The sequence below is a fragment of the Corallococcus terminator genome, assembly GCF_049194865.1.
Lineage (GTDB): Bacteria > Myxococcota > Myxococcia > Myxococcales > Myxococcaceae > Myxococcus > Myxococcus terminator_A.
Genome location: NZ_JBLZWL010000036.1, coordinates 33761 through 49420 on the forward strand (window position 1 = coordinate 33761; position 15660 = coordinate 49420).

Genomic DNA, 15660 nt, shown 5'->3' on the forward strand with positions numbered 1-15660 from the left:
TCCTCCGTCCCCACCTCCGCGCCCGCGCGAAGCGTGGTGACGCCGCCGGCAGTGGGCGGCACGAGCGCCTACGTGAAGCGTGTGTTCTCCGAGGTCCTCAAGCAGAACCCCGCCGCCATCGCGGAGGGAGCGACCTTCGATGAATACGGCGTGGACTCGCTGATTGGCCTGGAGATCCGCCGCCGTCTCGAACAGGACCTGGGCAAGCTGCCTTCGACGCTGCTGTTCGAGCAGCTCTCGGTGCGGGCGCTCGCCGAGTACCTGGAGAAGAACAAGGGCGTGGAGCTGGCGCGAGTGACGGGGAGCGCCTCGCCCGCCGCGCCCCACCAGGAGACGCTCTCGTTCGAGCGCAAGCCGACTCGGGGGAGCTTCAACGAGGTGGGGCCCCGGCAGGGCACGGAGCTGGAGATCGCCATCACCGGGCTGAGCGGTCGCTACCCCGGCGCGGAGACGCTGGACGCGCTGCTGGAGAACCTGAGGGCGGGCCGGAGCGCCTTCAGTCCGATTCCAGCCGAGCGCTGGGGGGCTGGGGAAGGCTCGGTCCGGTGGGGTGCCTTCCTGCGGGACGTCGACAAGTTCGACCCGCTGCTCTTCAACATCGCGCCCGCCGAAGCCGAGGAGATGGATCCCCAGGAACGGCTCATGCTGGAGCTGTCCCTGCACGCCCTGGAGGATGCCGGGTATCCGCGCGGCGCGCTGCTGAAGCAGGCTCCGAAGGCGGGGGTGTTCATCGGCGCGATGAATCCCGACTACGAATGGGTCGGGGCACGCGCCTCGGCCGCGGGCCTGGCGAACCGCGCGGGCAGCCGGTTCTGGTCGATTGCCAACCGCATCTCCTACTGGTTCAACCTGCGCGGCCCCAGCTTCGCCGTGGACAGCGCCTGCTCGGCCTCGCTGACGGCCATCCATCTGGCGGTGCAGAGCCTCGCGCGAGGAGAGTGTGAGCTGGCCATCGCGGGCGGCATCAACCTCATCCTCCACCCCGACCATCTCGACCGTCTGGCGCATGCGGGCCTGCTCACGAAGGGCGAGCAGACCCGCAGCTTCGGAGCTCAGGCGGATGGCTTCGTGGACGGTGAGGGCGCGGGGCTGGTGGTCCTCAAGCCGCTCGCGCGAGCCCGAGCGGACGGCGATGTCATCTACGGCGTCATCAAGGGCTCCAGCATCAACGCCGGAGGGAAGACGAGCGGGTATCTGGCGCCGAACCCGCGCGCCCAGGCGGACGCCATCGATGAAGCGCTCCAGCGGGCCCAGGTCTCGCCCCGGACGATCTCCTATGTGGAGTGCGCGGCGGCGGGCTCGTCGCTCGGTGACGCCATCGAGGTGTCGGGGTTGAAGGAGGCGTTTGCCCGGCACACGCGGGACCGGAGCTTCTGCACGGTTGGTTCCATCAAGGCCAACGTCGGCCACCTCGAGTCCGCCTCGGGCATCGCGGCGCTGACCAAGGTGCTGCTCCAGTTGAGGACGCGGCAGCTCTTCCCGTCACCGCACGCGAATGCGCCCAGTCCGGAGCTGGACTTGTCGGACTCGCCGTTCCGCCTGCAGAGCACCTTGGCGCCGTGGGTTCCCGAGTCGGGTGAGCGGGACGGCCTGCTGCGCGCGGGCGTCAGCGCGTTGGGGGCGGGTGGCGCGAACGCCCACCTCATCATCGAGGAGCATCGGGACCCCCGGCCTAAATCCGCGACGTCCTCGCCCCGGCTCGTGCTCGTCCCGCTCTCGGCGAAGACGGAGGAGCGACTCCGGGCCTTCGCGCGGGCGCTGGCGGACCACCTCACGCGCCACCGCGAGACGATCTTCGACTCGGACGTCGTCTCCCTCGCCTACACGTTGCAGACCGGCCGTGAGGCGCTCGAACAACGGGTCGCCTTCGTCGTGGCTTCGACGGGCGAGCTGCGCGAGGCGCTCGACGGGTTCCTGGCGGGCCGGACGGAGGCCCGTCAGCGGCAAGGTTCCGGGAGCTCCGGCGAGGAACTCCTCCAACTGGGAGCGCAGTGGGTCGCGGGCGCGCAGGTGGAGTGGCGCTCGCTCTACGCGGACACCCCGCCGACGCGGATGACGCTGCCCGGTTATCCCTTCGCGCGGAGGCGGTGCTGGATCTCCGAGCCGGCCGCGGAGGGCTCGGCGGACACCGTCACGAAGCCCGCGGGCAGTGGCGCCGTCCAGGATGCGAAGGACCTCGTCTCCGCGGTGAGCGAGGACCTGCGGGAGATCGTCTGTCAGGTCCTCAAGGTTCGCCCGGATGAGGTGAGCACGGACGACGACATGAGCCAGTATGGCCTGGATTCCATCCGGGTCGTGCAGATGGTGGGCGAGCTGAACGCCCGGCTCGGTCTGGACGCGACGCCTCCCTTGTTCTACGGCCACGTGTCCATCCAGGGGTTCGCGCGGACGGTCTGTCAGAAGTTCGGCGAGAAGCTCACCGCGCACTACCAGGGCCGCGTCCCCGTGAGTGCTCCGGTCCGGACGGTGGAGCGCGCGCGGGCGCCCACGGTCGCTGCGTCCGAGCCCATCGCGATCATCGGCGTGAGTGGTGTCTTCCCTCAGTCGGAGAGTCCCCAGGCCTTCTGGGAGAATCTCCTGCGCGGGCAGGACTTGATCTCCGAGGTGCCCGCGAGCCGCTGGAACGCGGAGCTGCTCGCGAAGGAGACCCCCGCGCTCCGGTGGGGCGGCTTCATGCCCGGAGTCGACCTGTTCGATCCGGAGTTCTTCGGACTGTCTCCGCAAGAGGCGAGGCTCATGGACCCGCAGCACCGGTTGTTCATCGAGGCCGTGTGGAAGGCCTTCGAGGACGCCGGGCACCACCCCTTGTCGCACTGGGGACAGCGGGTGGGGGTGTTCGTCGGAGTGGCCAACCACGACTACACGAACCTCCTGCTCGAGCGACGGGCGCGCGCGCACATGGCCACGGGCAATGCGCACTCGATGCTCGCCAATCGCATCTCGTACCTGCTGAACTTCACGGGGCCCAGCGAGCCGGTGGACACCGCGTGCTCCAGCTCCCTCATCGCCGTGCAGAAGGCGGTGGAGGCGCTTCAGCGGGGAGACTGCACCGTGGCCGTCGCCGGTGGGGTGAATACGCTGCTGAGCCCCAACCTCTACCTGGCCTTCAGTGACGCCGGCATGCTGAGCCCGAGTGGCCGCTGCCGCACGTTCGACAGCCGGGCGGATGGCTACGTGCGAGGGGAGGGCGTGGGCGCCATCCTACTCAAGCCCCTGCGTCAGGCCGTGGAGGATGGCGACCCCATCTACTGCGTCATCAAGGGCGCCGCGGCGAACCATGGCGGCCACACCGCCTCCATCACCGCGCCCAACCCGCTGGCCCAGCGCGACGTCATCATCGCCGCGCATGAGAAGGCCGGAATCGATCCGGAGACGCTCGGCTACATCGAGGCGCATGGCACGGGGACGGAGCTCGGGGACCCCATTGAAATCAACGGCCTCAAGGACGTCTTCGCGGAGTTCGCCCGGCGCAAGGGTCGCGCGGTGTCCACGCGAAAGCTTTGCGGCATCGGCGCGGTGAAGACGAACATCGGCCACCTGGAGACGGCCGCTGGAATCGCCGGCGTGGTGAAGGCGACCTTCGCCCTGAAGCACCAGGTCCTCCCGAAGAACGCTCACTTCGAGAAGCTGAACCCCTACATCCAGCTCGACGACTCGCCGCTCTACATCCTCGACGAGACGAAGCCCTGGCTGCCTCTCATGGACGAGGTCGGGAAGCCGCTGCCGCGCCGGGCGGCTGTCAGCTCGTTCGGGTTCGGCGGGGTCAACGCCCACGTGGTGCTCGAGGAGTACGTGCCCGAGGAGCCCGTCGCTCCCGAGCAGGAGACCGGGCCCTTCGTCGTGCCGGTCTCCGCCCAGACGCTCCCGGTGCTGAAGGAGTCCCTCCGGGCGCTGGCGGAGCACCTCCGCGCGAGCACGGGGGGAGTGGGGAAGGAGTCCCGGCCAGCCCAGGGCCTTCGTGACCAGCTCCGAGAGCTCGCGGCTCGGATTCTTGGCGTGGACGCGCGCACCGTCGATGAGGACGAGCTGCTGGTGGACCTCGGCTTCGACCAGCTCGCGCTGTCGCGGCTGGTGGAGGAGGCGAACACCCGCCTCGGGCTCCAGCACCAGGTGAAGTCGCTGGCGGGGGCCGAGAACCTGGGCTCCGTCTTCGATGCGCTCTGCTCCGCTGGAGCGCCGGTGGCGAGCGCTTCGCCCAGGCCCGCGCATATCTCGCTTCGGAGTCTCGCGTACACGCTGCAGGTGGGACGGATGGCGATGACGGAGCGCGTGGCCTTCCTGGTGGAGAGCCCACACGAGCTGCTGGCTCACCTGGAGGCGTTCCTCCGCGACGAGCCGGGGCGCGCCGGCTCCGTCTACGTCGGCTCCGCTCCGTCTCGTGGACGGTTCCAGGGGCTGCGAAGCGGTGGGAAGGACAGTGGGGTGGAGCCCTTGCTCGCCGACGCCGGGAGCCTCAGGGGGCTGTGCCAGCGCTGGGTGGCCGGTGAGGACGTGGACTGGAGGGGCCTCTATCGCTCCGGCTCGAAGCCCCGGAAGGTCTCTCTGCCGACCTATCCGTTCGCGAGGAAGCGCTACTGGTTCGACGAGGTCCCGTTCGAGTCGAGTCCCGAGGCAGAGGCGCTGGGCAGGGCCGCGCCGCAGGGGCAGGGGACCCAGAAGAGCGGAGGGGCTCCCGAGCCAGGCCGTGAGGTCGTGCTCATCCGCGAGGCCCTGGGCTCGATTCTCGGTACGGACCCGAAGGCCATCACCCATGACATCGATTTCAAGGACCTGGGCCTCGACTCCATCATGACCATCAAGCTGGTGAAGCAGCTCAACCAGGCGCTGGAGCTCAACCTCAACCCGATGCAGGTCATCGAGAACCAGACGCTCGGGAAGCTCTCCCAGCTCCTGGTGAGCCTGCGCGCGGACGGCTCGACGGGAGCGAATCCATGAGTGCCGACGAGAAGCCTGGGTCCCCACGGGAGGCGGTGGCTTCGCCCGAGGTGGCCATCATCGGGATGGCCTGCCGGTTCCCTCTGGCCCGCACCTACCGTGAGTACTGGAACAACCTCATCAGTGGCCGGGACTGCATCCAGGAGCTTCCGAGCAGCCGCTGGGACACCCGGAGGTACTACTCGCCGGATATCGACCATCCGGACACCTCCATCAGCCGCTGGTGCGGGCTCGTCGACGACGTGGATCGGTTCGACCACAAGTTCTTCGAAATCTCGCCGAGAGAGGCGAAGAACATGGACCCGCAGCAGCGACTGCTGCTGGAGGAGACGCTCCACTGCATCGAGGACTCGGGTGTCCCGCTGGCCGAGCTGCGAGCCAAGAGGACGTCCGTCTTCGTCGGAGTGACGTCGGTGGACTACCACCAGGAGGCAGTCCACCCGAGCGTTCATCCGGACAGCTTCGCGGGCACGGGCAACTACGTGTTCATCCTGGCCAACCGCGTGTCGTATGCCTTCGGGTTCCAGGGGAAGAGCTTCGCCATCGACGCGGCCTGCGCTTCATCGCTGGTGGCGCTCCACGAGGCTCGGTGCTCGCTCCAGCGAGGCGAGAGTGACTACGCCATCGTGGCCGCCGTCAACCTCAGCCTCCACCCGTGGAAGTACATCACGTGGTCGAAGTCGCGGATGCTGAGCCCGGATGGGCGCTGCAAGACCTTCGACAAGGATGCGAACGGGTTCGTGTCCGGCGATGGCATCGGCGCGTTGCTCCTGCAGCGCCGCGACGATGGGGTGCGAGACAGGAACCGCATCTACGGCGTGGTGAAGGGCTCCGCCGTCAACCACGGCGGCCATGCGGCTTCGATGACGGCGCCGCGCGTCGTTGCTCAACGGGACGTCATCCTCTCGGCCATCGAGTCCGCTGGCATCAGCGCGCGGACCATCAGCTACGTGGAGGCGCACGGCACCGGCACCTCGCTCGGAGACCCCATCGAGGTGGAGGCCCTGACGCAGGCGTTTCGCTGCTCCACCGCGGACACGCAGTTCGCGAAGATTGGCTCGGTCAAGACGAACATCGGCCACCTGGAGGCCGCGGCCGGCATGGCGAGCCTCATCAAGGTGCTGTTGATGATGCGGCACGGCCAGGTGCCGAAGACCCTGAACGTCACCACGCTCAACCCCATCATCGACTTTCCGCGGACGCCCTTCTCGGTGGCGCTCGAAAACAGCGAATGGCGGAGCGCCGAGCCGCACCTGCCACGGCGCGCGGGCGTCAGCTCGTTCGGACTCGGCGGTGCGAACTCGCACGTCGTCCTGGAGGAGCACCTCGCGGACGAGGTCGGCGAGCCACGGGCCGCGCGGAGCTCCAGCCGTTCCGGGCGCAAGCATCTGTTCCTGCTCTCGGCGAAGTCCACGGGGAGCTTCACCCGTCGGATCGCGCAGTGGCGGGAGTGGCTCGATGGCGCGGATGGAGCGCGTGAAGACCTGAAGGACCTCTGCGCCACGAACGCCGTGGCCTCGGGGCACTATCCGCTGCGGAGCGGGGCGCTCGTCGAGACTGTCGAGGAACTGGGCGAGTTCCTGGACGGGGCGGGCGTGAAGGCGGTGAGCGCCAGGACCGCGCCCTCCACGTTGGTGCTGAGGCATCACAGTTTCACTGGTTTTCGGAGCGTGCGCTCGCTCTATGAAGGCAACACGCTCTTCCGGGGCCGGGTGGATGCGCTGCTGCGCGAGTGCAAGGTGCCAGGGCTGCGCGGTGGGTTGGAGACGGCCTTCCGGGCTGCCTCGTGGCCGCGGAAGGCGCGAGCGCTGCTCTCCTGCCTCGTCGGCCATGCGTTCTGGGCGAGCCTGGGTGAGCTGGGGTTCTCGGCCCGGGAGCTTCATGGCGAGAGGCATGGCTTCATCGTCGCGCTCGCCCTGTCTGGAATGGTGGAGCCCGCGGAGGCCCTCGCGCTCGCGTCCGGAGGAGTGACGGCGGTGGGCCGCGTGCGAGCGCCGGACGCCAGCTTGTTCGATCCGGTGGGTCGGGAGCTCATCCCCGCGCTGGCCGTCCGGCGGGAGTATCTGGAGCACCTGTGCGGGGAGCTCCAGCTCTCGGAGGAGGAGCTCGCGGCCTCCGTCGGGCGCGCCCGCCTGCTGTTCCAGGGGCAGCGAACCTTCCAGCGCTTCCTGGAGGAGTGGAGCGAGGCGCTGGCGCCGCTGGGCCTCACCCTGGAGCGGTTCCTCCACGACGAGCGCCGGACGTCTGGCGCGGAGGGAGCGCGGGCCCGTCTGCTGCTCTTCGTCGCGGTGGAGAGCGCGTTCCGTAAGCTCAGCACCAAGTGGAGCTTCGAGCCTCGGTCGCCCGCGCGGGATGAGCGGCTCGGCGAGCTTGTCGCGCTCGTCGCGGATGGAGTCCTGTCGAGGACGGCCACGGTCGAGCTGCTGCTCTCCGACACGCCCGACTTCGCGGAGCTGGCCCAGGCCGCGCAGTCCGCCGCGTCCGCGCGGAGCCAGGGGAGCTACCCGATCCTTGAGCGCTTCGCGCGCCTGCCGGGGCAAGAAGGCTGGCTCCAGGCCGCCGTGGAGGCTTCGCTGGGGGGTGGACCCATCCCAGGGCCGCACGTCTTCGAGTGGGCTCCAGACGGAGCGGGGGAGGGAGAGGACCTCCAGGCGCTGTTTGATCGCACGGTGTTGGAGCTCTGGGAGCGAGGAGCGCCCATCCAGTGGGAGCGCCTCCATCCCGTTGGGAGCTACCGCAAGGCCTCCCTGCCTCCCTATCCCTTCGATGGCGAGGTGTTCTGGATTCGTGAGCGGACCGCTCAGGAGTCTCCCACGACGACCCATGCGCAGCTCGCGCTCTCACCCTCGGACGCCATCATCCGGGACCATGTGGTCGGGGGGAATCGGCTCATCCCGGGCGCGCTGATGATGCACCTGGCCCTGCGGGCCGCGAGAGGCGCGGGCGGTGGAGACGGTGCATGGCTGCGCAACGTCGTCTTCCACACGCCTGGCATCGTGAGCCGGACCGTGGAGCTGCGCGCCGAGCTCGAAGGAGACGTGGCGCGAGTCTCCGTCGATGGTCTCCAGCTGAGTCAGGCCGAGGTCGCGCGAGAGGTCGACATGCCTCCTGGCGCTGGCGCGCCCTCGCGAATGGACGCGTTGCTCGAGCCGCATGACGTGGGAGCCCTCTACGAGGGGATGGCCGCCAGCGGCTTCCAGTACGGCGAGTCGCTGCGATTGCTCCGGCGCTTCGAGAGCTCGGATGCGGCCTGTTACGCGGAGCTGTCAACGGAGCGGCTGCGCGAGCAGGGCGAAGGCCAGGTGCCGCATGTCCTCGATACCGCGCTACAGGCGGGGTTGCTGGCCGGGTACGTGAGCGGGCACCTCTCCTTTGGGCGTGATCGGTTCGTGCCGTCCTTCGTTGGGGCCTTGCGGCTCTTCGGGACGTTGCCCTCGATCATCCGCCTCCAGGTGGCGCGCCGACCCGCGGGGAAGGGCGAGCACCGGTTCAGTGTGGACGTGACAGGCCATGACGTGAGCGGGCGCCGCGTCCTGGAGCTGCGAGAAGTCGTCTACCAGCGCGCGGACGGAGCGCAGAAGGAGCAGGGCCCGTCGAGCTGGGAGCTGAAGGTCCCGTCCTGGAAGGAAGCCCCGGTGCCCGTGGCCAGCACCCAGGACGTGCGCGCCGTGGTGGTCGATTCCCGGGGCGAGCACGCCGGTCCGTTCATCGAGCGCGCGCGACGGGCGCATGGCCGCGTGCAGGTGGTGTCTTCTGGCGGCGGGGATTTCACCGGCGTGTTCGAGACGCTCACGAAGTCCCCCGGTCGTGTCACGCTCTACGTCCTCGATGCGCTGGGGGCCGACGAGCCGGCGGAGGCCGAGCGTGCGCTCCAGTGGCTCTTCCTGCTCGTGAAGGCCCACCTCCGCCTCGCGAGCGACCACGAGTTCCGAGTCCTCGTGCCTGTGCGGAAGGCCTTCGTCGCGACCCATGCGGATCGCGGGGAGGGGTTCGCGGCGGCGGCGCTGCTCGGCCTGGCGAAGACCGCGATGCTGGAGAGCCCACGCCTCCAGGTGTCCATGGTGGACGTCGACACGTTCGACGCCGTGGGCATGGACGCGCTTCTTCGCGAGGGCGCGGCCGAAGGACGCGTGGAAGACCTGGTCGTCTACCGGCGAGGTCGCCGGCTCGTGAGAGAGCTGCGCGCGCTCCCGGCAAGTCAGAGCAGCCCGGCGAGCCTCTTCACCAGCGGGAAGAACTACCTGCTCGTGGGCGGCGGCGGGGGGCTTGGGCGTGCGCTCATCGACCACCTGGCCGCGCGGGTGTCCTGCCGCATCTTCGTGATGGGACGGTCGGAGCGGTCCTCACTGGAGCGCGCGGAGGGGCGCCAGTGCGAGGTCCACTACCTGCGCTGCGATGTGACGGACCGTCGCCAGGTCGAACGGGCCATCCAGCAGCTCACCGCGGACTTCGGTCCGCTTCATGGCGTGCTGCACCTGGGAGGCGTGCTCAACGACAAGCTGTTGCTGACGAAGTCCTGGGAGGAGTTCCAGCGCGTCCTGGCTCCGAAGCTGGAGGGCACCCTCTCCCTGCATCTGGCGACCCAGGAGCAGCCGCTCGACTTCTTCATCGGCTTCTCGTCCATCGTCTCGCTGGTGGCGAACGTGGGGCAGGCGGACTACGCCGCGGGCAACAGCTTCCTCGACGCGTTCATGGCCTTCCGTGCCCGGAGCGGTGCTCCGGGACGGAGCCTGGTCGTGAACTGGCCGCTGTGGGAAGGCGTAGGCATGGCGAGCCGTCTGACGGAGGACCGCTCCGTCGAGGTCCGCCACCTGCGGCCCATTCGCGTTGAGGCCGGCATGCGGGCCTTCGAGGCGGTGCTGGCGCAGCGGGATTCTGTCCAGGTGCTCGTGGAGGGAGGTGCGCGGCCCGACACGAAGAAGCCGCTGCCCGCCGTGCCTGCACAGGTGCGGAATGTGGAGGGCTACCTCCGGGAGCTCATCGCGACGCGGCTGGGGCTGCCGGGGCCCGGCTTCGACGAGACCGAGTCGTTCTTCACCATGGGACTCGACTCGCTCATCCTGCAGGAGCTGATGGCGGAGCTGGACCGCAAGTTCAACGGGGTGCCGCCGACGCTGGTGTTCGAGCATCCGAACCTGAAGAAGCTCGTCGCGTACTTCGAGAAGGAAGGGCTGGCGAGCCCCGTGGAGCCGAGCGAGGCCGAGAGTCCGGGGGCGACTCCGGAGGTTGTGGCGCCGCCCGAGCCCGCGAGGCTCGCTCCGGTTCGCAAGGGCTACGACATCGCCATCATCGGCATGAGCGGAAGGTTCCCGCAGGCGCGCACAGTGAGCGACTTCTGGCGCAACCTCATCGAGGGACGGGACTGCATCACCGACATCCCGACCGACCGGTGGGACGCTCGCGCCATCCAGGGGAGCCGCACCGACACAGGAGCGCGCTCGTATGGCAGATGGGGTGGCTTCCTCACGGAGGTGGACCGCTTCGATCCGCTGTTCTTCAACATCTCCCCGAAGGAAGCGGAGGAGATGGACCCTCAGCAGCGCCTCTTCCTGGAGTGCGTCTGGGAGACGCTGGAGGACGCTGGCTACGCGAATCGGCGGCGCTATCAGCACCAGAGCGTGGGCCTCTTCGTCGGCACCATGTGGAACGAGTACTCCCAGCTCGCGCACGAGAGGGGCTTCCTTCAGGGCGACTACAAGGGGCCAGGCTCGCTCTACTGGGCCATCGCGAACCGGACCTCCTTCTTCATGGACTTCAAGGGGCCGAGCCTGGCGGTCGACACTGCCTGCTCGTCGTCCCTCGTCGCCATCCACCTGGCTTGCCAGAGCCTCCTGTCCGGCGATTGCGACATGGCGGTCGCCGGTGGCATCAACCTCTCCCTCCACCCCGGCAAGTACGTCTACCTGAGCCAGGCGAAGTTCCTCTCTTCGGACGGCCGCTGCCGGAGCTTCGGCGAGGGCGGGGACGGGTATGTGCCCGGCGAAGGCGTGGGCGCGGTCCTGCTCAAGCCCCTGGAGGCGGCGCTCGCGGACGGCGATCAAATCCACGCGGTCATCCGGGGCACGGCGAGCAACCACGGTGGCAAGGCCGCGGGGTTCACGGTTCCCAACCCCGAGCAGCAGGCCCGTCTCATCGAGAAGGCCATGGAGCGGGCGGCGGTGCGGCCCGAAGACATCAACTACGTGGAGTGCCAGGCCACGGGGACTTCACTCGGGGACCCGCTCGAGATTCGCGGGCTCCAGCTCGCCTTCGGTCAGCAGCGGGGACAGGAGCAGGCCTGCCCCATCGGCTCCGTCAAGCCGAACATCGGCCACCTGGAAGCCGCGTCCGGCATCGCCGCGGTCATCAAGGTCGCGCTCGCGATGCGCCACCAGATGATTCCGCGCACCCTCCAGGGGGACGCGACGAATCCGAAGCTCGAGCTGGGCCAGACGCCGTTCTATGTGGTGAAGCAGAACCAGGACTGGTCCGTCGAGTCAGGGCATGCCCGCATCGCCGCCATCAGCTCATTCGGCGCTGGCGGGTCGAACGCCCACCTCATCCTGGAGGAGTCGCCGCACGGGCGGAGCACCCCTGCTGTCGCTGGAGCGAGTCACGCCGAGCCCGACGTCTTCGTGTTGTCGGCCAGGGATTCGCAGCGCCTGGCGGAGCAGGTGAGTCAGCTCCACGCCTTCCTCGCGACCGATGAGGCGAAGCGGCTCGAGCTGGGAGATATCGCGCACACGCTGCGGGTGGGGCGCAACGCCTTCACCGAAAGGCTCGCGGTGGTGGCCAGCAGTCTGGTGGAGCTGCGAGAGGCGCTCGCGTCGTCCTCCGGTGCGGGGGCTCGTGGTGACGCGCGATACGGCGAGCTGTCTCGACTCGCGGCGGCGTGGCAGCGGGGCGAGAGCGTTGACTGGACTCAACTGGCTGCGGGTCGCTCGCGGCACATCGTGAGCCTCCCGACGTATCCGTTCCGGAGAGACCGTTACTGGATCGATGGCGCGCGGCCCTCGGCCGGGCCGCTGAATCGGACCTTGTCCGACGTGGAGCCCGAGGCCGAGGGGCCTGTCGTCGGGGCACTCCGGACGAAGCTGGCGCAAGAGCACGAGGGGCTCGAAGCGTTCGAGGTCGCACTCACATCGAGGGAGCAGCAGGGCATGTCCATCACCGGGAACAAGGCGGAGAACGACGGCCTGCTCGAAAAGGTGCAAGCCGAGACGATGGGCATCATGTCGCGGATCCTCAAGGTGGACCGTCGTGACATCCACCTCACCGACGACCTCAGGGAGTACGGGTTCGACTCCATCACCTTCACCCAGTTCGCCAATGAGCTGAATGAGCACTTCGGGCTCGATCTCACCCCGGCGTTGTTCTTCGAGTACGCAACCATCCGCGACTTCTCCGCGTTCCTCCTCGAGCACCATGGCGAGGCCATCCGGACGCATGCGCGCGCCGTGTCGCCGCCCGAGCCGCGACAGGAGCCAGCGCCTTCACGGCCAACGCCACACGTGGAGGTACGTGGCGCCGTGAGCGTGGCCGGTCGCCCTGGTGACGAGGGCATCGCCGTGATTGGCCTCGCGGGCGAGATGCCCCAGTCCGGAGATCTCCACGCGCTCTGGGAGCACCTCGAAGCTGGGCGAGAGCTTGTCCAGGAGGTCCCCCCCTCGCGATGGGATGCGAGCAGAAGCAAGGTCCGGTGGGGTGGCTTCCTGAAGCAGGTGGACGGCTTCGATGCCGCGTTCTTCGGCGTCACTCCCCGCGAAGCCGAGTTGATGGACCCCCAGCAGCGACTCTTCCTGGAGACCGTCTGGAGGACGCTGGAGGACGCGGGCTACAGGCCTTCGAGCCTGTCGGGCTCGCGCACCGGCCTCTTCGTCGGAGTCGCGACCTCGGACTACGCCGGCCTCCTCAAGGAGAACGGGCTCGAGCGGGAGGCGCTTGCGCCCACGGGCAACTTCCACTCGCTGGTCGCCAACCGGATCTCCTACCACTTCAACTTCCACGGACCGAGCGAGCCCTGCGACACGGCCTGCTCCAGCTCGCTCATCGCCATCCATCGCGCCTGCGAGGCCATTCGAGAGGGAAGCTGTGAGCAGGCCATCGCGGGAGGCGTGAACCTCCTCCTGAGTCCGACGCTCTTCGTGGCGTTCGACTCGGCGGGCATGCTGAGCCCCAGCGGGAAGTTGCGAGCCTTCGACGAGGGAGCCAACGGGTATGTCCGTGGCGAAGGTGTCGCGGCCGTCCTGCTCAAGCCGCTGAACAAGGCCATCGCGGACGGTGACCACATCTACGGCGTCATCAAGGGCTCCGCCACGAACCACGGTGGCCGGGCCCACTCGCTCACCGCGCCGAACCCGAACGCCCAGGCCGAGCTGCTGATGTCGGTGTACCGCAAGGCGGGGATTGCTCCGGACCGCGTGTCCCTCATCGAGGCTCATGGTTCGGGCACCGCGCTCGGGGACCCCATTGAAATCAATGGCATCAAGAAGGCCTTCGAGACGCTCTATCGCGAGTGGAAGCTGCCTTACGGTGGCCCGGCCCACTGCGCGATTGGCTCGCTGAAGGGCAACATCGGTCACCTGGAGGCGGCCGCGGGAATCGCGGGTGTCGCGAAGGTGCTGCTGGCGCTGTCGCACAAGCGCATCCCACCCAACGCCACGCTCACGAAGCTGAACCCGCAGATCCGGCTGGACGACACGCCCTTCCATGTCGTGCGGCAGCCGCAGCCGTGGGAGGCGAGGACGGGCGCTGACGGCCAGACGCTGCGAGTCGCGGGAGTCAGCTCCTTCGGCTTCGGCGGTGCCAATGCGCACGTCGCCATCGAGGAGTATCCCGGCGGCCCCGAGGCGCGGACCGAAGCCGTGGGACCCCACGTCGTGGTGCTGTCGGCGCGCACCAGGTCCGCGCTCACCGAGTATGCCCGGAGGCTCTTGCGCGACTCCGAATCGGGTCGACTGAGCGGAGTCCGGCTGGCGGACCTCGCCTTCACGTCGCAGGTGGGCCGCGAGCCCATGGTCGAGCGGCTTGCGCTCCTCGTGTCGGACCTGCCCGAGTTGGAGTCGAAGCTCCGCGTGTTCGCGGAGACGGGGGCGACCGGGGAGGGTGTGTTCCAGGCGCGGGCCGAGGGACAGGGCGCCCATCCAGGCGGCGCGGCGTCGCATGACTCCTGGGTGGCGGAGCGGGTCCGGGACGGGCGATGGGCGGAGCTCTGCCAGGCCTGGGTCGCGGGAGGGGACCTCGAGTGGAGCGCGCTGCATCGAGGGCAGCCGAGGCGACGCGTCTCGTTCAGCTCGTACCCGTTCGAGCGGAAGCGGTTCTGGTGCGATTCGAAGCTCTTCGCGCGGCCCATGGCCGCGGCAGTGACGGTGGCGGACACGGTGGGGACTGTGGAAATCGAGCGGAAGGACAAGCCGGTCATGAAGCTGAAGCTGAAGGAGCCTCAGTCAAGGGAGTCCCAGGCGCGAGAGCCCCAGGCGACGGTGCCTCTGAAGAGCCCCGAGCCGCCGAGCCGTGAGCCGGAGCAGGTGTCCCGGCCGTCATCGCCGCCGCCCCAGGGCGTGTCGCAGGTAGAGCTGCGTCGAAAGCTCAAGGGGCTCCTCGCGGCGACCCTTCATGTCCCGCAGGAGGAGCTCGCCGAGACCCGGCCGTTCGCGGAGCTGGGGCTGGACTCCATCCTGGCCCTCGAGTTCGTGAAGTGCATCAACGAGGAGTTGGGGTCGTCGCTGGCGGCGGTGCAGATCTTCGACCATGGCGACATCGCCCGTCTGGCGAAGGCCCTGCAGGACCTGGCTCCGCGCGGCCTGGCGTCGGAGCCGGAGCCGGTGCGTGAGCCCGTGAGCAAGGTCGTGCGTGAGCTGGCACCGGAGCCCGTGCCGGTGCCGGTGGTCGCTCCCGTGGACCTCCTGGACGAAAAGCTCCCGGGCGACGAGCTCCTGGAGTTGTGGCAAGCCACGCCGACCCCGGTGAGTGTCCCACCGCCGCTGCGGGCCCGTGCGGTCGAGGTGGCCTCCCAGGACATCGCCGTCATCGGCATGGCCGCGAAGCTCCCAGGCGCACGGAACGTCGACGAGTACTGGCGCAACCTGAAGGCGGGAGTGTCCTCCATCCGCGAAGTGCCCTCGGAGCGGTGGGATGCGAGCCGCGCGGGTCACCGCTGCAAGTGGGGCGGGTTCCTGGACGAGGTCGACGCGTTCGACCCGCTGTTCTTCAACATCTCACCGAGCGAAGCCGCGCTGATGGATCCACAGCAGCGGCTGTTCCTGGAGACGGCGTGGACGGCGCTCGAGGACGCTGGTTACTCGGCCGAGCGGCTGGATGGCGAGCGCTGCGGCGTCTACGTGGGCGTCCTGAACAACGACTACTACGAGCTGCTCTGTGGGGATTCCCGAGCGGCGCGTCAGGCACAGTCGATGACTGGCAACGCGAACTCCATCCTCGCCGCGAGGATCGCCTACTTCCTGAACCTCAAGGGGCCGGCGCTGCAGGTCGATACCGCCTGCTCCTCGTCGCTCGTCGCCATGCACCTGGCCCGGCAGAGCCTCGTCAACGACGAGGCGGACATGATGCTCGTGGGCGGCGTCACGCTGTACCTGGCCGAGACCTCCTACGCCCGGATGTCCGAGGCCGGCATGTTGTCACCCACCGGCCAGTGCCACACGTTCGACCAGCGCGCGGATGGCTTCGTCCCGGGGGAGGGCGTGGGAGCCGTCGTCCTCAAGCGGCTCGACAAGGCCCTCGCGGAGG

1 protein-coding gene and 2 pseudogenes (1 of these 3 running past the window's edge) are annotated in these 15660 nt (G+C 68.9%); all 3 read left to right on the plus strand.

All coding sequences use genetic code 11. The features are described from left to right. Positions 1–4935: the final stretch of an SDR family NAD(P)-dependent oxidoreductase gene (locus tag ACN469_RS13180; RefSeq protein WP_498767720.1), read on the plus strand. 6564 nt of this gene lie to the left of the window's left edge; the window shows 4935 of its 11499 coding nt (coding positions 6565–11499); its start codon lies beyond the left edge, outside the window; the stop codon is at positions 4933–4935. Continuing rightward, positions 4932–14684, plus strand: a pseudogene (locus ACN469_RS13185) (SDR family NAD(P)-dependent oxidoreductase); the annotation flags it as partial. The gene ACN469_RS13180 and the pseudogene ACN469_RS13185, both read left to right, overlap by 4 nt. A gap of 255 nt (positions 14685–14939) precedes the next feature. Further along, a pseudogene (locus ACN469_RS13190) lies at positions 14940–15638 on the plus strand (beta-ketoacyl [acyl carrier protein] synthase domain-containing protein); the annotation flags it as partial. Positions 15639–15660 lie beyond the last annotated feature (22 nt).